We start from the raw sequence: 19613 nt of genomic DNA, 5'->3' as shown, positions 1-19613 counted from the left end.
CAATACGCGTTCAATCGATAGCGAAACACGCCCTCGGAATTGATCCGGGGGCGTTTTCAATTGGCGTCACGCCTCGACTTCCACGTCCCGGCGTTCGCGGGCCGAAATCATGGCGGCATCGATGCACGCAATGATGTGCCGCCCGTAGTCGCCGGTAACCGGCGCATCCACATCATGAACGATCGCCGCCGCCATCGCCTGCCATTCCCTGACGACGGCGTTCTGCATCCACGCGGGATCATGGGAGTTCGGAACGTCGGTCCACTTTCCATTCTGTCCGATGGCGACCCCGCGATCCAAATCGATCCGCATCGTGCCGCGCTCGCAGACGAGGTCGAGATCGAAGGTTCCGCCGCCGTCCCGGAAGCCGATGCTGGCCATCTGGGCGAACCGGCCGTCGGTAAAGCGCAGCAGCATCATGGCGCTGTCATCGGCTTTTTGATCGTGAAACGACGTGCTGACCGCGGCTGAAACCGACCCGACCCGGCCGTTCATCAGCCAGACCAGCTGGTCCAGCGCATGGATCCCGGCGGTCATCAGCATGCCGCCGCCGGTGGCGGGATCAAGGTGCCAGCCACGGCGGTTCTGCTCCATCCAGATTTTCTGCAGCGAACTCGACCCCGTCACGGGCTTGCCGAGTTCACCGCGATCCAGGATCTGGCGCGCGACAAGGCAGGGCCACACGAAATGCATGATCTGCCCGACCATCAATTTGCGACGGCCGGTTTCGGCGGCCGCAATGATGCGGCTGCATTCGGCGACCGACAGCGCCATCGGCTTTTCCAGCAACACATGCTTGCCGGCCTGCAGCGCGGCCACCGCCAATTCGCAATGCAAATGATGCGGGGCCGTGATCGCGACGGCGTCGACCGACTTGTCACCCAGCATCGCGCGCCAATCGCCATATGGCTTGCCGCCATGTTCGGCGGCGAAAGCTTCGGCGAGCGCCAGTTCCTCCGCGCACACCGCGACGACGCTGATATCCGGAACGGCCGCAAGCGCGCGCGCATGAAAGGCGCCGAAAAATCCGGCGCCCAGAATACCCACTCCCAGCATCAGGTGCCCCTTGATCGAACCGCGTCTTTCGCGCGTTTCGTCAAGCTACAGCCAATGCGGCGGATACGGCAAAAATCAGCTGCGGGTGGCCTGCCAGGTGCCGCTGCAGCGATCGCCGGTGATGATGCCGCTCCATGAGCCGGCGCCGCTGGTGCCGGCGAGCCGGCCGCCGCCGCTGGCCTTGGATGCGCCAACCGACACGTTGACGGCAACCGCGCCGCCACGGCTGACCGAGCCGGAGACCCTGCCCCCGCCTGCCGATGACACCCGGGTTCCCATCACCTGGAACGGGACGCTGTAGCCGGAACTGCAATTACCCCGGGTGGTGGCGAACACCACGTTCCAGGTGCCGTTGTAGGCGCCTGAGGCTCTGGCCGCGTCGGCGGTGGAGGGCACCACGGTCACGGCAAGCGCCGCGAACACGGGGAGCCAGCGCAGGGTCGAAAAGTGGGAAAAGATGGGGAAGCGGGAAATGGAACGATGAAACCTGGTCATTTTGGTCCTGTTCGGGCTGAGACTGGGATCACATCAACGACTTCGTCACAGCACAGGGTTTACCGGTTCAACGTTGCAAACATGCGTCTGGTCTGCCATAAGCCCAGCCTTCATCGCCCGGCTGATTAAGGGCTGCCGTGTCGATGACCCCGTGCGGGTGGTTTCGTTTTCGAAAAAACCTGAGCACTTTCAACGCTCTAACGAGCATTTTAAGCCGCAAAAGCGCCCCTCGGGGCGCGTTTTCCTGTGGCCAAAGGAGAGCCAAATGCCCAAGCTGAAGACCAAGTCAGGCGCTAAAAAGCGCTTCAAGGTGACTGCCACCGGCAAAGTGATGCACGCCCAGCGCGGCAAGCGCCACGGCATGATCAAGCGGACGAAGAAGCAGATTCGTCAGCTCCGCGGCACGCGTGTGCTGTTCAAGACCGACGGCGACAACGTCAAGAAGTACTTCTTGCCGAACGCCTGATCGCGCTCGCGTTTCCGATTTAGCCGGCCGCGTGCGCGCGGCAATCCGTCACCTGATTTCAGATTTTAAGGATAGCAGTCATGTCTCGCGTCAAACGCGGTGTGACCTCTCACGCCAAGCACAAGAAAGTCTACAAGGCCGCCAAGGGCTTTTCCGGCCGCCGCAAGAACACCATCCGCGCCGCCAAGGCCGCGGTCGAAAAGGCCGGGCAATATGCCTTCCGTGACCGCAAGCGCAAGAAGCGCACGTTCCGCGCGCTCTGGATCCAGCGCATCAATGCCGCGGTCCGTCCGTTCGGCATGACCTACAGCGTCTTTATCAACGGCCTCTCGAAGTCGGGCATCACGGTGGACCGCAAGGTGCTGTCGGATCTCGCCATCACCGAGCCGGCGGCGTTCCAGGCGATCGCTGAAAAGGCCAAGGCTGCGCTCGCAGCCTGAGGCGCTCGACTTGAGGCGTCAGCGAGCCCGTGCAGGGCTCGCAGCTTTCAGCGCACCTGCGAGTAACGCTGGGCGACCTTCGCCCGGCAGAACGCAGCGAACGAAATATACATGGTGCCCTCCTCGCCGCTGTACTTGCGGTCGCAGGCATCCTTTTCGCGCTGATAGGCCCTTTTCTGCTGCGCCTTGAGGCGGGCGAGGAAGTCGCCCTCGCATTTCGTTTCAACGGCGTCGGTGAGGCCAACGTCGCCGGTGGCCCCGCCTGAGCAGGCCGAGGCGATTTGCATGGCACGGTTGCAGCTCGCCGCCTTCATCGCAGCCAAGACGTCGTCCCTCGACTTCGCCGGACAGTCCTCGGCGGCGGCGGGTGCGGCAAACGACAGAACGAGGGCCAGAACGGCCACCCCAGGTCCAAAACGCATCAATTGCTCCTTCTCGAACTCACCGTGAGTAGAGCGTGCGGGATCGAGGGTTCAAAAGCCGCCTGCTTCAGTTACGGGCTTTTTGCTTGACGTTTTAGCCCGGGAGCGGCGACAACCGGCGGCCTTTTGCGAAAGAGATTTGACCGTGTCCGACCTCACCACACTCGAACAGACCATCCTCACCGATATCGCTACCGCCGCCGATGAAGCCGCGCTCGAAGCGGTGCGCGTTGCCGCACTCGGCAAGAAGGGATCGATCTCGGCGCTGCTGGCAACGCTCGGCAAAATGTCGCCGGACGAGCGCAAGACCCAGGGCGCCGCGATCAACGTCGCCAAAGACAAGGTCACGCAGGCGCTGACCGCGCGCCGCGATATCCTGAAATCGGCAGCCCTCGACGCCCGCCTCGCTTCCGAGACCATCGACGTCACGCTGCCGCTGCGCGACGCGGTGGCCGAACAGGGCCGCATCCATCCGCTGAGCCAGGTGTTCGAAGAGGTCAACGTCATCTTCGCCGATATGGGATTTGCGATCGCCGAAGGTCCCGATATCGAGACCGACGACTACAATTTTACAAAACTGAATTTCCCCGAGGGCCATCCGGCGCGGGAGATGCACGACACGTTCTTCTTCAATCCGAAGGAAGACAATTCGCGCATGCTGCTCCGCACCCACACCTCGCCGGTGCAGGTGCGCACCATGCTGAACCAGAAGCCGCCGATCCGCGTGGTCTGTCCGGGCCGTACCTATCGCATCGATTCCGACGCGACGCATACGCCGCAGTTCCACCAGGTCGAGGGTCTCGTCATCGACAAGGGCTCGCATCTCGGCCACCTCAAATGGATCCTGCATGAGTTCTGCAAGGCGTTCTTCGAGGTCGACCACATCAACATGCGGTTCCGGCCGTCGTTCTTCCCGTTCACGGAGCCCTCGCTCGAGGTCGACATCCAGTGCCGGCGCGACAAGGGTGAAATCCGCTTCGGCGAAGGCGAGGACTGGCTGGAGATTCTCGGCTGCGGCATGGTGCATCCGAACGTGCTGCGCGCCTGCGGCATCGATCCCGACATCTATCAGGGCTTTGCCTGGGGCATGGGCATCGATCGTATCGCGATGCTCAAGTATGGCATGTCGGATCTGCGGCAGCTGTTCGACAGCGACGTGCGCTGGCTCAACCATTACGGCTTCAAGCCGCTCGACATCCCGACGCTGGCGGGGGGATTGAGCACGTGAGCGCGCGCGAACTCCGAAAGAATTCCAGCGATGCTGAACGCATGCTCTGGTCTGAACTTCGCGATCACAAGCTGAACGGCATAGGCTTTCGGCGCCAAGTGCCGATCAAGAACTACATCGCCGACTTCGCCTGTCATACAGCAAAGCTGGTGGTTGAGCTCGATGGCGGGCAGCATTTTTCAGATCAGGCCGAGCAGGCTGATGCCGTTCGATCGTCCGTAATTGAAGCCCGAGGCTTCCAGGTACTTCGCTTCAGCAATCATGACGTGATGACGAATCGCGCAGGCGTCCTTGAAACAATTGCTGCCGCCGTCGCGGAGAGAGCCCCCACCCCAACCCTCAAAGAGCGAGCTTCGCTCGTCTCGCCCCGCAAGCGGGAGAGGGAGCAAGAAAAGCAACCGTCATGAAATTCACGCTCTCCTGGCTGAAGGAACATCTCGACACCGACGAGCCGCTGGAAAAGCTCGCCGACAAGCTCACCATGATCGGGCTTGAGGTCGAGCAGATCGACGACAAGGCCAAGCAGCTTGCGCCGTTCTCGATTGCGCGGGTGATTTCGGCCGAGCAGCATCCGAATGCGGATCGCCTGCGTGTCTGCATGGTCGACACCGGCGATGGTGGCGCAGCGGTGCAGGTGGTCTGCGGCGCGCCGAACGCGCGTGCCGGCCTGATCAGCGTGTTCTCGCCGCCCGGCACGTTCATTCCCGGCAAGAACATCACGCTCGGCGTCGGCACCATCAGAGGCGTCGAGAGCCGCGGCATGCTGTGCTCGGCGGCCGAACTGCAGATTTCCGAGGACCATGACGGCATCATGGAGCTGCCGGCCGATGCGCCCGTCGGAGCTGCCTACGCGCAATGGGCCGGGCTCGGCGATCCCGTGATCGAGATCAACCTGACGCCGAACCGGCAGGATTGCACCGGCGTGCACGGCATCGCCCGCGATCTTTCCGCCGCCGATATGGGCAAGTTCAGGGATCCCGGTATCCGCCCGGTCAAGGGCGAGTTCCCCTGCCCGGTGACGGTGACGGTGGAAGACGCCACGCTGTGCCCGGGCTTCGCGCTGCGGCTGGTGCGCGGCGTCAAGAACGGCCCGTCGCCGGAATGGCTGCAGAAGCGGCTGACTTCGATCGGACTGCGTCCGATCAACGCGCTGGTCGATATCACCAACTTCATGACCTACGACCGCGCCCGGCCGCTGCATGTGTTCGACGCCAAAAAGGTGACGGGGAATCTCACCGTGCGCCGCGCGCGCGAAGGCGAGAGCCTGCTGGCGCTCGACGGCCGCACCTACACGCTCGATCCCGGTATCTGCGTGATCGCGGACGAGCATGGCGTGGAGTCGCTGGCCGGCATCATGGGCGGCGAAGCCTCCGGCTGCGACGAGAACACGACCGACGTGCTGATCGAATCGGCGCTGTGGAACGAGATCAACATCGCGCAGACCGGCCGCAAGCTCGGCGTCAATTCGGACGCGCGCTATCGCTTCGAACGCGGCGTTGATCCGGCGTTCATGGTGCCCGGGCTCGAGCTCGCGACCAAAATGGTGATAGAACTGTGCGGCGGCACGCCGTCGGAGAACGTCGTCGTCGGCAACCCCTTCGGCGAAGATCGCGTGATCGACTTCCCGCTCAGCGAGGTCAAGCGCCTCGCCGCCATCGAAGTGCCGCTGGTCGAGATGAAGCGCATCCTCAGCCATCTCGGCTTCATGGTGGCCGGCAGCGGTCCGATCGTGAAGATCGCGGTGCCCTCCTGGCGTACGGATATCGGAGGCAAGGCCGATATCGTCGAGGAGATCGTACGCATCGTCGGCGTCGACAAGGTGCCAATGACGCCGTTCGAGCGCGGTGACGCGCCGCGCAAGCCGGTGCTCACCACGATCCAGCTGCGCACCCGCCGCGCCAAGCGCGCGCTGGCCGCCCGCGGCATGGTTGAGGCCGTGACGTGGTCGTTCATTTCAAAGCCCGCGGCGGAATTGTTCGGCGGCGGACAGGCCGAGCTCGCGCTCGCCAATCCGATCGCATCAGACCTTTCCGACATGCGGCCGAGCCTGCTGCCCGGCCTGATCGCCGCCGCGCAGGCCAATGCCAATCGCGGCTCGTCCGATGTCGCGCTGTTCGAGGTCGGCCAGGTGTTCAAGGGCGACAAGCCGGAAGACCAGCTGGTCGCGGCTTCCGGCGTGCGCCACGGCTTTGCCTCCGCCAAGGGAATGGGGCGGCACTGGTCCGGCTCGGCGGAGACCGACGCGCTCGACGCCAAGGCTGATGCGTTCGCGGTGCTCGCCGCCGCCGGCGCGCCGATGCAGGCGCTGCAGGTCGTGCCGGGCGGCGCGAGCTGGCTGCATCCGGGACGATCCGGCAGCATCCAGATCGGGCCGCAAAACGTGCTCGGCTATTTCGGCGAATTGCATCCGCGCACGCTGGAGGCGCTCGGCGCTGACGGCCCACTGATCGCGTTCGAAGTGATCCTCGATCGCATTCCCGACGCCAAGCAGAAGCCGACCCGCGCCAAACCGGTGCTTGAACTCTCCGCGTTCCAGCCGGTGTCGCGCGATTTTGCCTTCATCGTCGATCGCGCCGTCAAGGCGGGCGATATCGTGCGCGCCGCGCAGGGTGTCGACAAGAAGCTGATCACTGGGGTCACCGTGTTCGACGTCTACGAGGGCAAGGGCATCGATGAGGCCAAGAAGTCCGTCGCGATTGCCGTGACCATCCAGCCGCGCGAGAAAACGCTCACCGACCAGGAGATCGACGCGGTGGCGGCGAAGATCGTGGCCGAAGTGACCAAGAAGACCGGCGGCACGTTGCGGGCATGATGCCGAAAGGCGTGAGCGGTTCGGACATCACGCCCAAAAATACGTTCTAGAAACAGAACATGAGCCTCGAAGGCCTCATCCCCGCCAGCGTCAGCCTCGCCGCCGCAATCGCGATCTGCGCGATTGCTTTCGTGTCCGGCTTGGCACGCGGGTTTTCCGGTTTCGGCTCGGCGCTGATCTTCATGCCGCTGGCGAGCAGCATGGCGGCGCCACAGCTGGTAGCGGCGCTGCTGCTGATAATCGATTTCATCGCGGCTGCACCATTGGTTCCGAACGCGTGGAAACAGGCCGACCGCAGGGCGACCGCGGTGATGGTGTTCGGCGCCCTGATCGGCGTTCCCATTGGAACCTATTTCCTGAGCCGGCTCGAGCCGGTCACCACACGCTGGATCATTTCCGCCTTCGTGTTTGCGCTGCTCTTGCTGCTGCTTTCCGGCTGGCGCTACCGGGGCAAGGACCACGCCGCGATTTCCGTCGGTATCGGCGGCGTATCCGGCTTTTGCAGCGGGCTGGCGCAGACCGGCGGGCCGCCGATCGTCGGCTATTGGCTCGGCCGGCCGATCGCCTCCAGCATCGCACGGGCGAACATCCTGCTGTTCTTCGGCGCCTCGGATTTCTTCTCGGTCGTCAGCTACAGCCTGACCGGGTTGATCACGATGGATGCGATCAAATTCTCGCTGGTGGTCGGGCCCGTCTACGGCATCGGCGTCTGGCTCGGCGCCTCCTTGTTCGGCCGCGCCAGTGAAGCATTGTTCCGCGCTATCTGCTACGCGCTGATCGCGATGGCCGTGATCGCCGGCCTGCCGACGCTGGATGGCGTGCTGCGCTAACGGCCGCACGATTCCAAATTCTGCGTCGTCCCGGCGAACGCCGGGACCCATACGCCGCGGCAGCAGTTTGGCGGAAGATATCTGCTACCTTTGCCTTACGTGAGATCACGCGGTATGGGTCCCGGCCTTCGCCGGGACGACGAAATTTATTCCAGCACTAGATCGCCATCGCGTTCGACATGCTGCGCCAGTTTCTCGAGGGTCTGATAACCGTATTCGACCGCGCCGAATCCGATCCCCGCGTCGCGCTGAGCCTTCGTCGGATGCAACTGACGCAAAGTGATGACGGTCTTGCCGTCGCTCTGCTCATCGAAGGTGATGGTGGTGCGGAATATGCCAGGATCGTTGTCTTTGTCGGCGCCATGATCGATCTCGATCAAATGCGGCCTCTCGATGCGCCGGAACTGCATCCGGTTCGTATATCGCTTGCCGTCGGGCGCGATCATATCGAACCGCCATTCGCCGTTGACGCGGATATCCATTGACTTTGTCTCGACCTTAAAGCCGGCCGGACCAAACCATTGGGGGAGATGACGCGGATCAGTCCAGGCGGAGAAAACCAGCTCTCGCGGCGCGTTGATCACGCGCGAGAGGACAATCTCTCGATCGAGCGCCCACGTGGACAGCGGCGTTTCATTTTGACTTGCGTTTGCGGGCATTGGACTTCTCCCTTTTCTTCAGTCTCTCAACGTACATTTCCAGGCGATCCAGTCGTTGCTCCCAGATCTCTCTTTGGGCCGCCAACCAAACCTCGACGGTTGCGAGAGCTTCCGTCTGCAATGAGCACATCCTGACGCGACCGGTCTTCTCGGACGCAACGAGGCCGCTGCTCTCCAGAATCCGGATGTGTTTCATCAGGCTCGGCAGCGCCATTTCGAACGGCTTCGCCAGCTCTCCGACAGATGCCTCGCCGTCGCATAGTCGCATGACGATCGCACGACGGGTCGCGTCGGACAGGGCGCCGAAAACGTTGTCGAGTTGCATTGATTGGTTAGCCATATAGCTAACGATAGTGGAGGCACAAACGCGGGTCAACAACAGTTAGCCAGACGGCTAACTAATAAATGGTGCGCACAGCGTCGTCGATCGAGTTCGCTAGCTTGTGAGGCGAGAGTGCCCTTTGCAGAACCGAATTTATGAATTCACGGCCTGCATCACCAGATCGCAATAGGCGTAGCCGTCGCGCTCGACGCGCTCGCCGGTGCTGACGGAAAGCGGATGTGAAAACATCGGCCCCGCCACCACGCAGGTGTGGAATTCGCCGTTCTCGCCGCAAGGATCGACGCTGTCGGGCAGTTCAGCCAACAGCTGCGCATCGAATTTGCGGCCGGCGAATTCCGCCGAAAGCTTCTTCATGTCAACGGTCGCAAGATAGGCTTCCAGACCACATTCCATCATCGCCCGCGCCAGTTCGGGCGTCGGCCGGTCCCAGAGCGGAAAGATTGGCGTGATCCCGGTGCCGGCGAGCTTCGCTTCGCGATAGGCGCGGATATCCCGCAAGTACAAATCGCCGAAGATCATGTGCGTGACGCCGTCGGCGACGGCTTGCGCGACCGCTTCGCCCATGCGGGCTTCGTAAACTTCGTTCGGGCAGGGATAGGGGATCGGCACGATCCGTTGCGGCAGGCCTGCGGCTTCGCATTGCGCCTGCAGGATCTCCTGTCGCACGCCGTGGATCGAGACGCGGCCGAACGTCTCCGTCACCGTGGTCAGCGCACCCACGACATCTAATTCGCCCGCGCGCCGCACTTCGTGCAGCGCAAAAGCGCTGTCCTTGCCGCTCGACCACGAGATCAGCGCCTTCGGTCGCGACATCAGTTGAACTGCGAGGATGGCATCGCCGCCTTCGGCTGCGGCGCGCGCTGACGCTGCTTCGGTGGCGGCGCCGCCGGTTCGGGATCTCTCAACGCCCCGATCCTGCGCAACGCCGCTTCGGCCGCGCGCTCGCCGCTTTCCCAGGCACCGTCGATCGTGCCCCACAGCGTCTCATGCGTGGCTTCGCCGGCGAGATACATGCAGCCGAACGGTTCGGCGAGAACCTTTCGCGACGCCTGCGCGCCCGGCCCGGCCGCGGACATCGCACCGAGCGCGAACGGCGCGGCGTTCCAGCGCGTCGCGCTCGATTTCTTCACCGCCGCGGCAACCTCGCTGCCGTACAGCTTGGTCAACCACTCCACCGCAAACGCGATCATGGCCTTTTCGCCCTGGGCGGAGAGATCGCGGCCGAACGAGCCGGCGACGTCGATCGAACACAGCGATGACGACCCCATATTGGCGTACAGCAAGGCGGTGCGCGTCGAATTGCTCTGCTCGATGATGATGTCGTCGCGGGCGAGCCCGAGCGGATTGCCCGGCATTTGCAGCGCGATGCGGTCAAAGCTGCCGAGGCTCAGTTTGGCGGCGGCATCCAGCGTGCGCTTGGGAATGTCGGGCGTGAATTTGATGTTGCCGGCCGCCAGCACGTTGCTCGAGACCGTCACGACGGCGGCGCGCGCGACAATCTTGCCCGACGGCGTTTCCACCGCAACGTCGCGGCTGCCCCAGGAAATCCGGTTCGCCGGCGTCGACAGTGCCAACGGCACCTGCTCGCCGAGTTTCGTGATCAGCGTCCCCAGCCCCTGGCGGCAGGCGATCGCGGTGTTGCGATCCTGCGCGCGGACCTTGTCGACAACAGAAATATCCTTCAGGTCCTTGCCGGCGAAATTGGCGCCGAGCACGAATTCGGCGGTGCCCGCCCAGTCGCCGAGGTCTTTCGGCAGCGCCGAGGCGCAGGAGACGTCGAGCCGGCGCGAGGCCTCGTCGATGGCGCGGTTGGCGCGCACCAGTGCTGCAAGAAACTCCTCGGTCTCGCCGGCGCGGGCGTTGCGGCGGCCGATGCGGATTTTCTGGCCCGACGGCGCGGTGACAATCTCGAACCCGGCGGATCGCGCCAGCTTGATCATCGGGTTGGTTTCGGGATTGTGCATCCAGCGCGCGCCGCGATCGAACGGCACCTCGAAGGTGGTGGTATCGGTCTGGCAGCGCCCGCCGATCTGGCCGGCCGCTTCCACCACGATCACCTTGCGGTTCGCCGCCATGATCCGCCGCGCCGCAGCAATACCGGCGGCGCCGGCGCCGATCACGACAATGTCAGCCTCGCGTGGCAGGGGCGCGGCCCCTGCCCGCCCACCGAAAACCGGCATCACCGCCAGGCCAGCGGACGCCGAGAGGAAATCGCGGCGAGTCATTGTCATGTCATGGTTTCCGGGGCCTTGAAGCAAAGAGAACAGCTAGCGAACTCTGCCGCATCTCACCGTGCGCAGCAACACTCATGGTAAATCAATCATGATTGACCCGCTTCACGCATGAACTAAATTGAAACGGCTTGCGACCATGCTAATGGAACATAAAAGCGGTCAAAGAACCGCGGGGGGATTTCATGGGCGTAATGCTCGATACGATCGGCCAGTTGATTGCGGGCTACCTGCAGAAGGAAGTCCCGGGCTATGAACCGTTCACGCCCAGTGATCCCGAGCATCTGCGCGGCGTCATCGAGCCCGGCGACGTGCTGCTGGTCGAAGGCAACAACCGCATTTCCGGTATCATCAAATACCTCACGCAATCCACCTGGTCGCATGCCGCGCTCTATGTCGGCCCGATCGACGGCGCGACGGAACCGGACGGCGAGCCGCATGTCCTGATCGAAGCCAATATCGGCGAAGGCGTGACCTCGGCGCCGCTGTCGAAATATTATCCCTATCACACCCGCCTCTGCCGACCCGTCGGACTGTCCTATGAGGACCGCGTCACGGTGTGCCGTTACGCCATCAACCGGATCGGCTTCGGCTACGACACCAAGAACATCGTCGACCTGGCGCGATATCTGTTCCCGCTGCCGGTGCCGCAGCGCTGGCGGCGGCGCTTGATCGCGTTCGGTTCAGGCGATCCCACCAAGATCATCTGCTCGGCCCTGATCGCGCAGGCGTTCGACGCCGTGCGCTATCCGATCCTGCCCAAGATCACGCGCGCCGCCTCGCGAAAGGCCCGGCGCGAGATTCTCCACATTCGCGATTCGTCGCTCTACATGCCGCGCGATTTCGATATCTCGCCCTATTTCGAAGTCGTCAAACCCACCATCGTGCACGGCTTCGACTATCTGGCCCTGCATTGGGCCGACAAGCAGAAGCCGCTCCAGGAGGTAGCGGGCGAATTCGGTGTGTTTCCAGAAGTCGAGTCGCCGTCGCTTGTTCCTGAGGAGGCTAACGAAGAGGCGCCGGTTCCGGTTTCGGCTGAAGAAATGAGCGACGTCACCGTGCAAACGACCATGGTCGAACGCGTGACCGTGTCGGAGCATTTCCTCGCCGTCGAATATGTCCCGGTCCGCCCGCCGCAACGCCGCGCCCGTCCGCGCAACAGGGTTATTGAGGCGGCGTAGGTTCTAAAATCTCCCCGCCAGCGTCAGCCGCACCGCGAGCGGCTCCGCCGGATGCACATGGCGATCGGCAACACCGTCGATCGGCTCGCCCGGCAACCGCGACAGATAATAATACTCGATCTGGTTGGTCTTCGCGTTGAAGAGATTGAGCACGTCGAGCTGCAGGCGTATGCCGCTGTCGAATCTGTAGCCGGCCCGCGCGTTGAAGATCAGTGATGACAGCGAACGCACGCTGTCGTCCTCGATCAGCGGACGCGGGCCGAAATAGCGTCCCTTCAGCGCGCCGAACCAGCCGGTTTCATTGCCGAAGGTGACGGCGCCACTCGCAATCCAGGCCGGCACACCTGGGATGCGATCGCCCGCGACATCGAAATCGGTAAAGCGGGCGCTTGTATACGCAACATCCAGATCGAACGTCAGCCACGGCACCGGCCTGTACTTGTTGGTCCACTCCACGCCGACCCGGCGGCTTGGCCGGCTGGCCTCGGTGGTGCCGGCATCGCCGACGAACAGCAGTTCGGAATCGAAGTCGAGCACAAAGACCGCGACCGAGCTTGTGAGTCCATCGATCGCCCTGGTGCGGACGCCAAGTTCGGCGCCTTTCGACCGCACCAACAGCGGCACGCGATCCTGCGGCGTTACCTTGTCGATCGGATCGACCGTGATCGTCGCGCCACGGATGTCGTTGCTGTGCAGCCCGTAGCCGGCATTTCCATAAAACTCCGTCTTGTACCAGGGTCCAAGCACGATACCGGCCTTCGGGCTCGCAATCGAAGCCTGCGCATTGCCGGAGTTTTCAGGCGTGTCGCTCAGAACGCTGCCGGCAAAGACATCCTCGCGAATGCCGACAGTGGTACGCAGCCAGTCTGTCCAGCGTGTGGTGCTGTCCATCCAGACGCCGACATTGCCTTCCCTTACGCGGTCCTCGCGCACGGTCGAAAGCCAACCTCGCTGCTGCGTCTTGAACAGGCCGACATGGATATCGTCATAACGGCTTTGCAGGCCGATGCGTGTTTGCGTCTCAAGTCCGCCGAGGCGCCAATCGAAGGCGTGCCGTGCATCGAAGCCGCCGAGGGTACGGCTGTCGAGCTGGTTGAACTGGTCGCCATTGACGGGGTCGTCGAGGAAATAGGTGAAATTGTTGTAGAGCTGCAAGTTGGATCGGACGACATAGGCGCTAATCTTGCTCTGCCCGTATTCGCTCGAATGCGTAAAATTGCCGGACAGGCTGAAGCGGCTGGCCACGCCGCCATCGGTCGGATCGAGCGTGCCGAAGCGGCCGATCACGCCCTGGTCGATGGCGCGCTGCGCAACCTGATCCGTCGAATTCCAGGCGTTGGAATAGGCCATGCCCGTCAGCGTCAAGCCGTCGGTCGCGGTACCCTGGCTGTAGCGCATGACGCCGTTGATCTTGCGCACATCGTCCGGCACGTCCCATGGACCGTTGTACTTCACGCCTTCGATGGCAGAGAGCAGCGTACCCGCGCCGACCGCGACTGAACCGGCGGCCACCCCGCGCCGATACCCGAAGCTGCCAACGGTGAGCTCGGCCAGGTTTTTCGGCAGCCTGGTGAGGTAGTCGATTTCGACGGAACCGGCGGAGCTGAAGTCGCCGACATCTGCGAAGTACGGACCCTTGCGGACATTCAGCGACTGAATCAGCTCGGGGATCAGAAAGTTGATGTCCGCGTAGCCCTGTGCGTGGCCATGCGTCGGCATGTTGACGGGCATGCCGTCGACCTTGATGGACAGATCAGTCCCGTGGTCGAGGTTGAAGCCGCGCAAAAAATACTGGTTGGCTTTGCCCTCTCCGGAATGCTGGGTGACAATCAGCCCGGGCACGGCCTCCAGCGCCTCACCGGGCCGCACATACGGAACGGCATTCACTTCCGCGCCGCTGATGCGCACGGCGCTGGCGGCGGTGGGCTGCAAGGCAGCAGCGCCATCGGGTGAAGCACCAGTCGTCACGCCGCTAGTGCCCGCGGTAACTGGCTGATTCGAGCGAATGGCGGTCCTGTTCGGCGCACCACGATTTTGCGATGGTTTCGACCGAGCGGCCCGCTTGGGCGTTGGGTCGGAAGCGGTGATGGTTACCGGCGGAAGCTGGCCAGGCTGAGACGCCCGCTCTTGCGCCTCGGCGGGGAGCATCACGACGGCAGAAGAAGCCGTAGCGGAAAATATCCGCAACAAGACTCTACGCACCCGCCGTGACCCCGCATGATAACTGCTACAGTCCGAGAGCGACTGCGCTACACAACCCGGCCCCTCACGCTAGCAAGCCCGGTATGACGATACAATATAAATGTCATACCGCCGAAAGCACGGAATCTCAAGATGCAACGGATCACCATCACGATCGAAGACGATTTGCTCGCCGAGATCGACGCCGCAGCTGAAGCGCGCGGCTACCAGAACCGCTCCGAGATCATCCGCGATCTCGCCCGCGCCGGTTTGCAGCAAAGCGCCGAGGACGCCGCGCCGTCAGGGCAATGCGTCGCCGCGCTGGTCTATGTCTACGACCATGCCGCGCGCGATCTGTCGAAGCGGCTGGTGCAGAATTTCCACGGCCATCACGATCTGTCACTGGCGACGCTGCACGTCCATCTCGACGACGACAGCTGCATGGAGGTCACGGCGCTGAAGGGTTCAAGCGGCGAGGTCCGGCATTTCGCCGACCACATCATCGCCGAGCGCGGCGTGCGCTACGGCCGCGTGGTGATGATCCCGACCACGGCAGCGGACAAGAAGCCGCGCAAGGGTGGGCATAAACACGGATGAAGGGTCACCTCTCCCCGCAAGAGCGGGGCGAGGGAGAAGAATCACGCCGCCTTCGCCGTCCCGCACGGCAGTCCGGCACGCGCCATGCCGCCATAGAGTTGCTCGTCCGGCATTTCCGATTTCAGGATTGATCGCACCGCGACCAGTTTTTCGATATCGATGCCGGTCGGAAAGCCCTTGCTCTCGCACAGGAACACGAGGTCCTCGAACACGACATTGCCGGTCGCGCCCGGCGCGAACGGGCAGCCGCCGAGACCGCCCAGCGATCCATCCAGCACGCGCGCGCCGGCGTCGAGCGCGGCCGAAGCGTTGGCGATGCCCATGCCGCGGGTGTCGTGCAGATGAATGCAGACCGGCTTTGGTCCCGCGATCTTCACCACCGCCGCCGTCAGCTCGCCGACCTGCTTCGGCCCGGCATAGCCGACGGTGTCGGCGACCGCGACCATGTCGACACCGGCCTCGAACAGCTTTTCCGCGATCCTGATCACCTCATTCGGGTCGACGGCACCGACGATCGAACAGCCCAGCGCCATCGAGATCGCGGCGTTCACGACAGGCTTGTGGGCGGTTGCGTCACGCAGCTCACAGAGCCGCCTGACGTTGGCGATGGCGGATTCGCGAGAGCGGTTGGCATTGGCCTGGCTGTGCTCTTCGGTCGCCGAGACCACGGTGGCCACTTCAGCCACCCCTGATTCCAGCGCCTCGTTGACGCCGCGCTCGTTCAGCGTCAGCGCGATGCCATAGGCACCCGGCAGCGACGCAATGGTCGCGATGATGTCGCGCACATCGGTGAATTGCGGAAAGGTTTTCGCGGGCAAGAACGAGCCGACCTCGAAATGCCGTACGCCGGCGGCGTACTCGTCGCGGATCCAGCGCTGCTTGGCGGCGGTGGACGGAAACTTCTTCACCAACTGCAACCCGTCGCGCAAACCGACTTCGCGCAGAATGATCTTGTTGTCGGGATAGACGTCCTGAAGACGGGTCATGGCAGCCTCACGCAGCGTTGTCGGTTGAAGTTTGTTGGTTCAGTTCGGCTCTGACAGCCTCGGTGTCGGCGCCAAGCACCGGCACCTTGAGGCCTTCGCCGACATTGCCGCCGTTCCATTCCACCGGCAATGCGGGAACGCGGAACGGCGCGCCATCGGCGTTGAAATTGTTGACTAGCCCGCCGGGGCGCAGCACATGCGGGTCCTGCAATAGATCCTCCGGGCGATTGATCGGCGAGAAGCAGATGTTGAGCGCGTCGAGCCTGGCCGAAAGCTCGGTGACGTTCCAGCCTTTGATCACCTCGGCGACGCGCGGAATGATCCGGTCCCGCGCCATGATCCGCTCCGTGGTGTTGCGCAAGGTCGGATCGTCCAAAAATTCCTGCAAGCCGAACTCGCGGCAGAAACTCAGCCAGTGACCTTCGGTGACGACGCCGATGAAAATGCGGCCGCCACCGGCGGTGTCGAAGATGTCATAGATCGGCCAGGCATGTTCGCGCTCCGGCATCGAACGCGGCTTGCGGCCGGTCATTTCATATTCGACCATGTGCTGCGCGACGAGAAACAGGCAGTTCTCGAACAGCCCGATCCTGATATCGGCGCCATCCTTGTTGCCGCCGCGCTTCTGGTAGAGCGCGGCTAAAATCGCGATCACGCCGAACATGCCGCCCATGATGTCGTTGGCGGAAGAACCAACGCGCTGCGGCTTGTCGCGCGTCCCGGTCATCGCGGCGAGGCCCGACATCATCTGCACGACCTCGTCGAGCGCCGGACGGTGCTCGTAGGGGCCGGAGAGAAATCCCTTGTGGCCGGCGACGATCAGATGCGGATGCTTGCGGCGCAAATCCTCGGTGCCGAGCCCCTGCTTGTCGAGCTGGCCGTCGCGAAAATTTTCCAGAAACACGTCGGCGCTGGCAAGCAGCCGGTCCATGGTCTCGCGATCCTCAGCCTTGGAGAGGTCGAGCACGACGCTGCGCTTGCCGCGGTTGAACAGCGGGAAGAACGAGACCCCCATGCCGCCGAGGCTGCGGGTCTTGTCGCCGACGGGTGGTTCGACCTTGATCACCTCGGCGCCGAGCTGCGCCAGGATCATGCCGCAGGTCGGACCCATCACCATATGGGTCATCTCGACGACCCTCACGCCCTCGAGCGGCAGTCCCGTCCCGGTCATGGTTTCTCCCTTGCGCCGTCTGTCGTCGGCCAGACTAGGCCTTCAGGACTTGCCGGGAAAACATAATCTGCCTGATGGTGCCGTCACGGCTGCATGACGCAAATGCATGGGCGGGATCGTCACCGGCGATCCCTGCCCAGGCCTTCTGCCCAGGCCTTCTGCCCAGGTCTTGCCGAAGCCCGATTGCATCTCTACCTCTCGCGAGGGTTTTTAGCGAGAAACAGAGGCCATCATGCTGGACGCCGCCGTCAAGGCGCTTTCCCAAATCCTGGCGCCGCCGATGCGCACCATTCTGTGGCGTTCGATCGGGCTGGCGCTGGTCCTGATCACGGTGCTGGCGGTCGGACTGCAGCGGCTGCTCAGCTGGTTCGCCGAATATGGCGAGGTCTGGGCGGAAGGGCTGCTGGGACCTGGCTTTCACACGCCGCTGAACATCCTGGCCTGGATCGTCTCGATCGCGGCCGGGCTTGGCGTCGTACTTGGCGGCATCTTCCTGATGCCGGCGATCACCTCGCTGGTCGCCAGCGTGTTCGTTGACGACGTCGCCGACCATGTCGAGCGCGAGCATTATCCGGCAGAGAAGCCCGGCTCCGCGCTGCCGCTTGGCGTCGCGATCCCCGAGGGCATCAAGACGGCGCTGCTGACCATCCTGGTCTATCTGATCGCGCTGCCGTTCGTGCTGTTCGCGGGCGCCGGTTTTCTGATTTTCTTCTTCGCCACCGCCTGGCTGCTGGGCCGGGAATATTTCGAGCTCGCGGCGATGCGTTTCCGCTCGCCCGCGGAAGCCAAGGCGATGCGCAAGGACAATGCGGCGACCGTGTTCACGGCGGGACTGTTCATCGCCGCCTTTGTCTCGATCCCGATCGTCAACCTGGCGACGCCGCTGTTCGGCATGGCCTTCATGGTCCATATGCACAAGCGATTGAGCGGCCCCCGGCCGGAGTTGATCGAGCCGTCGCGGCGCACGGGAATGCCTGTGGTGTGAGTATCTTCTCCCTCGCCCCGCTCTTGCGGGGAGAGGGTTGGGGTGAGGGCCTCTCTCCGAGCAAAGATTGCCGAAGGACCTGTACCCCCTCACCCGGATCGCAAGTGCGATCCGACCTCTCCCCGCAAGCGGGGCGAGGTAAGAACCACAAACCTCACACCGTCTTCTCCGGCCAGCGGCAGAGATCGTTGATCACGCATACATCGCAGCGCGGCTTGCGGGCGAGGCAGATGTAGCGGCCGTGCAGGATCAGCCAGTGGTGGGCGTGCAGCATGAACTCGGACGGGATCACTTTTTCCATCCCGAGCTCGACCTCGAGCACGTTATTGCCGGGCGCCATTCCGGTGCGATTGCCGACACGGAACACGTGGGTATCGACAGCCATGGTGTGTTCGCCGAAGGCCATGTTGAGCACGACATTGGCGGTCTTGCGGCCGGCGCCGGGCAGCGACTCGATCTCGGCGCGGGTGCGCGGCACCTCACCGCCGAATTCCGTGATCAGCTTCTGCGAGAGCGCGATGACGTTCTTGGCCTTGTTGCGATAAAGCCCGATGGTCTTGATGTAGTCGCGCACGGTGTCCTCGCCGAGCGCCAGCATCTTCTCGGGCGTATCCGCCACCGCGAACAGGGGGCGCGTCGCGCGGTTGACGCCGGCGTCGGTCGCCTGCGCCGACAGCACCACGGCGACCAGCAGCGTGTAGGGGTTGAGATGTTCGAGCTCGCCCTTCGGCTCCGGATTGGCTTTCCGAAAGCGGCTGAACGCCTCATGGACCTCGGCTGAGGTCCAGGGTTTTGGCTTTGGTGATCGCTTCGCCACGGGCTTGGCCATGGCCTTTTTGGCTGTTTTCCTTGCGGTTTTACTTGCGGTTTTACTTGGCACGGGTGGAACGCTTGGTTTTTTGTCAGCTTTAGCGCGGATGATTTTGGCCATGATCCGGGTATACTGACCAGCGATGACCGCAAGCAACGACTTTGATCGGGAGGTTGACCAGCCGAAGCTGTTTTCGGCTCGGCTGACGCCGCATCGTTCGCTCAACCGCACCGGCTTCCTGGTGCTGATGGCATTCCTATGTGCGGTGAGCTTTGTCGCGGGCGTCGCGTTTCTGTTGATGGGCGCCTGGCCGGTGTTCGGATTCTTCGGGCTCGACGTGCTCGTGATCTACTGGGCGTTCCGGGTCAATTTCCGCACCGCCAATGCGTCGGAGGAAATCACGGTGACGCCGTCGGAGCTGCGGGTGCGCCGGGTCAGCCACCGCGGCCATGTGGTGGAGTGGGTGCTCAATCCGCTCTGGGTGCGGCTTGATCAGACCGGCGACCCCGAATTCGGCATCGAGCGGCTTTATCTGGTCTCGCGCGGCCGCCGCGTCTCGGTCGGGTATTTTTTGGGGCCGGACGAAAAGGCAAGCTTTGCCAAGGCTTTACTGGCCGCGCTGCAAGCCGCCAAACGCGGCATCACGTACAACCCCGTAACGTGATCTCCTATCGGAAATCGGGTGGTTTGGACGTCGGATGAGCCCTAAATCTGATCCC

21 protein-coding genes are annotated in these 19613 nt (G+C 63.3%); 10 read left to right on the top strand and 11 right to left on the bottom strand.

Annotated features, from left to right (window positions below; translation table 11 throughout):
* Nucleotides 1-66: 66 nt before the first annotated feature.
* Both JQ600_RS01605 and JQ600_RS01600 read right to left on the bottom strand, forming a co-directional pair.
* Nucleotides 67-1056: a Gfo/Idh/MocA family protein gene (locus JQ600_RS01605; RefSeq protein WP_212386275.1), complete on the bottom strand. Its 990-nt coding sequence runs from the start codon at nt 1054-1056 to the stop codon at nt 67-69.
* Between the two features lie 75 nt (nt 1057-1131).
* The gene (locus tag JQ600_RS01600; RefSeq protein ID WP_212264100.1) at nt 1132-1551 is read right to left on the bottom strand and encodes a hypothetical protein; all 420 of its coding nucleotides are present in this window, start codon (nt 1549-1551) and stop codon (nt 1132-1134) included.
* A 265-nt stretch (nt 1552-1816) separates the two neighbouring features.
* On the opposite strand from JQ600_RS01600, the gene rpmI reads away from it, so the two are divergent.
* Both rpmI and rplT read left to right on the top strand, forming a co-directional pair.
* On the top strand, nt 1817-2017 hold the full coding sequence (gene rpmI / locus JQ600_RS01595) for a 50S ribosomal protein L35 (RefSeq protein WP_008539890.1): 201 nt from the start codon (nt 1817-1819) through the stop codon (nt 2015-2017).
* An 80-nt stretch (nt 2018-2097) separates the two neighbouring features.
* Nucleotides 2098-2457: a 50S ribosomal protein L20 gene (rplT, locus tag JQ600_RS01590; protein WP_192736192.1), complete on the top strand. Its 360-nt coding sequence runs from the start codon at nt 2098-2100 to the stop codon at nt 2455-2457.
* A gap of 47 nt (nt 2458-2504) precedes the next feature.
* Here the strand turns inward: rplT and JQ600_RS01585 are convergent, their stop codons facing one another.
* Entirely contained in the window at nt 2505-2879 is a 375-nt protein-coding gene (locus tag JQ600_RS01585; RefSeq protein WP_212386274.1) for a hypothetical protein, read from the bottom strand.
* 145 nt (nt 2880-3024) lie between these two features.
* On the opposite strand from JQ600_RS01585, the gene pheS reads away from it, so the two are divergent.
* From pheS to JQ600_RS01565, 4 genes are read left to right on the top strand one after another with little or no spacing between them, the layout of a single operon-like run.
* The gene (gene pheS / locus JQ600_RS01580; RefSeq protein WP_212386273.1) at nt 3025-4107 is read left to right on the top strand and encodes a phenylalanine--tRNA ligase subunit alpha; all 1083 of its coding nucleotides are present in this window, start codon (nt 3025-3027) and stop codon (nt 4105-4107) included.
* Nucleotides 4104-4514 (top strand): endonuclease domain-containing protein, encoded by a 411-nt coding sequence (locus tag JQ600_RS01575; protein WP_409363264.1) that lies wholly within the window; start codon nt 4104-4106, stop codon nt 4512-4514. Before pheS ends, JQ600_RS01575 begins: the two co-directional genes overlap by 4 nt.
* Nucleotides 4511-6919, top strand: a complete 2409-nt coding sequence (gene pheT / locus JQ600_RS01570) for a phenylalanine--tRNA ligase subunit beta (RefSeq protein ID WP_212386272.1) — start codon at nt 4511-4513, stop codon at nt 6917-6919. Before JQ600_RS01575 ends, pheT begins: the two co-directional genes overlap by 4 nt.
* 59 nt (nt 6920-6978) lie before the next feature.
* Nucleotides 6979-7749 (top strand): sulfite exporter TauE/SafE family protein, encoded by a 771-nt coding sequence (locus JQ600_RS01565; RefSeq protein WP_212489643.1) that lies wholly within the window; start codon nt 6979-6981, stop codon nt 7747-7749.
* Between the two features lie 146 nt (nt 7750-7895).
* Here the strand turns inward: JQ600_RS01565 and JQ600_RS01560 are convergent, their stop codons facing one another.
* The 4 genes from JQ600_RS01560 to JQ600_RS01545 all read right to left on the bottom strand — a co-directional run bounded on the left by JQ600_RS01560 (nt 7896) and on the right by JQ600_RS01545 (nt 10982).
* Nucleotides 7896-8408, bottom strand: a complete 513-nt coding sequence (locus JQ600_RS01560; protein ID WP_212489642.1) for an SRPBCC family protein — start codon at nt 8406-8408, stop codon at nt 7896-7898.
* On the bottom strand, nt 8383-8748 hold the full coding sequence (locus JQ600_RS01555; RefSeq protein WP_212386269.1) for a helix-turn-helix transcriptional regulator: 366 nt from the start codon (nt 8746-8748) through the stop codon (nt 8383-8385). Before JQ600_RS01555 ends, JQ600_RS01560 begins: the two co-directional genes overlap by 26 nt.
* 135 nt (nt 8749-8883) lie before the next feature.
* Nucleotides 8884-9564 (bottom strand): adenine nucleotide alpha hydrolase, encoded by a 681-nt coding sequence (locus JQ600_RS01550; RefSeq protein ID WP_212386268.1) that lies wholly within the window; start codon nt 9562-9564, stop codon nt 8884-8886.
* Nucleotides 9564-10982, bottom strand: coding sequence for an NAD(P)/FAD-dependent oxidoreductase (locus tag JQ600_RS01545; protein ID WP_212386267.1), 1419 nt, complete (start codon nt 10980-10982; stop codon nt 9564-9566). Before JQ600_RS01545 ends, JQ600_RS01550 begins: the two co-directional genes overlap by 1 nt.
* A gap of 185 nt (nt 10983-11167) precedes the next feature.
* Here JQ600_RS01545 and JQ600_RS01540 point away from each other — a divergent pair, with 185 nt between their 5' ends.
* Nucleotides 11168-12163, top strand: a complete 996-nt coding sequence (locus tag JQ600_RS01540) for a YiiX/YebB-like N1pC/P60 family cysteine hydrolase (protein ID WP_212264107.1) — start codon at nt 11168-11170, stop codon at nt 12161-12163.
* A gap of 3 nt (nt 12164-12166) precedes the next feature.
* On the opposite strand, the gene JQ600_RS01535 is transcribed toward JQ600_RS01540, so the two are convergent.
* The gene (locus tag JQ600_RS01535) at nt 12167-14311 is read right to left on the bottom strand and encodes a TonB-dependent receptor (RefSeq protein ID WP_212489718.1); all 2145 of its coding nucleotides are present in this window, start codon (nt 14309-14311) and stop codon (nt 12167-12169) included.
* A 186-nt stretch (nt 14312-14497) separates the two neighbouring features.
* Here JQ600_RS01535 and nikR point away from each other — a divergent pair, with 186 nt between their 5' ends.
* Entirely contained in the window at nt 14498-14941 is a 444-nt protein-coding gene (nikR, locus tag JQ600_RS01530; protein ID WP_212264108.1) for a nickel-responsive transcriptional regulator NikR, read from the top strand.
* A gap of 41 nt (nt 14942-14982) precedes the next feature.
* Here the strand turns inward: nikR and JQ600_RS01525 are convergent, their stop codons facing one another.
* Nucleotides 14983-15927, bottom strand: coding sequence for a hydroxymethylglutaryl-CoA lyase (locus tag JQ600_RS01525; protein ID WP_212386266.1), 945 nt, complete (start codon nt 15925-15927; stop codon nt 14983-14985).
* A gap of 7 nt (nt 15928-15934) precedes the next feature.
* On the bottom strand, nt 15935-17098 hold the full coding sequence (locus JQ600_RS01520; RefSeq protein ID WP_212386265.1) for a CaiB/BaiF CoA-transferase family protein: 1164 nt from the start codon (nt 17096-17098) through the stop codon (nt 15935-15937).
* Nucleotides 17099-17330: 232 nt separating this feature from the next.
* Between JQ600_RS01520 and JQ600_RS01515 the strand changes: the two genes are divergently transcribed.
* Nucleotides 17331-18083, top strand: a complete 753-nt coding sequence (locus JQ600_RS01515; protein ID WP_212264111.1) for a sulfate transporter family protein — start codon at nt 17331-17333, stop codon at nt 18081-18083.
* A 154-nt stretch (nt 18084-18237) separates the two neighbouring features.
* Here JQ600_RS01515 and nth read toward each other — a convergent pair whose 3' ends face one another.
* Nucleotides 18238-19014 carry an endonuclease III gene (gene nth / locus JQ600_RS01510; protein ID WP_212386264.1) on the bottom strand — a complete coding sequence of 259 codons (777 nt, stop codon included), beginning with the start codon at nt 19012-19014 and terminating at the stop codon, nt 18238-18240.
* 22 nt (nt 19015-19036) lie between these two features.
* On the opposite strand from nth, the gene JQ600_RS01505 reads away from it, so the two are divergent.
* Complete coding sequence (locus tag JQ600_RS01505; RefSeq protein WP_212386263.1) at nt 19037-19558, top strand: DUF2244 domain-containing protein; 522 nt, start codon at nt 19037-19039, stop codon at nt 19556-19558.
* Nucleotides 19559-19613: the final 55 nt, after the last annotated feature.

The sequence above is a fragment of the Bradyrhizobium sp. AUGA SZCCT0176 genome, assembly GCF_018130145.1.
In the GTDB taxonomy this organism is placed as follows: Bacteria; Pseudomonadota; Alphaproteobacteria; order Rhizobiales; family Xanthobacteraceae; genus Bradyrhizobium.
This window is presented reverse-complemented; position numbering and strand designations above follow the sequence as displayed.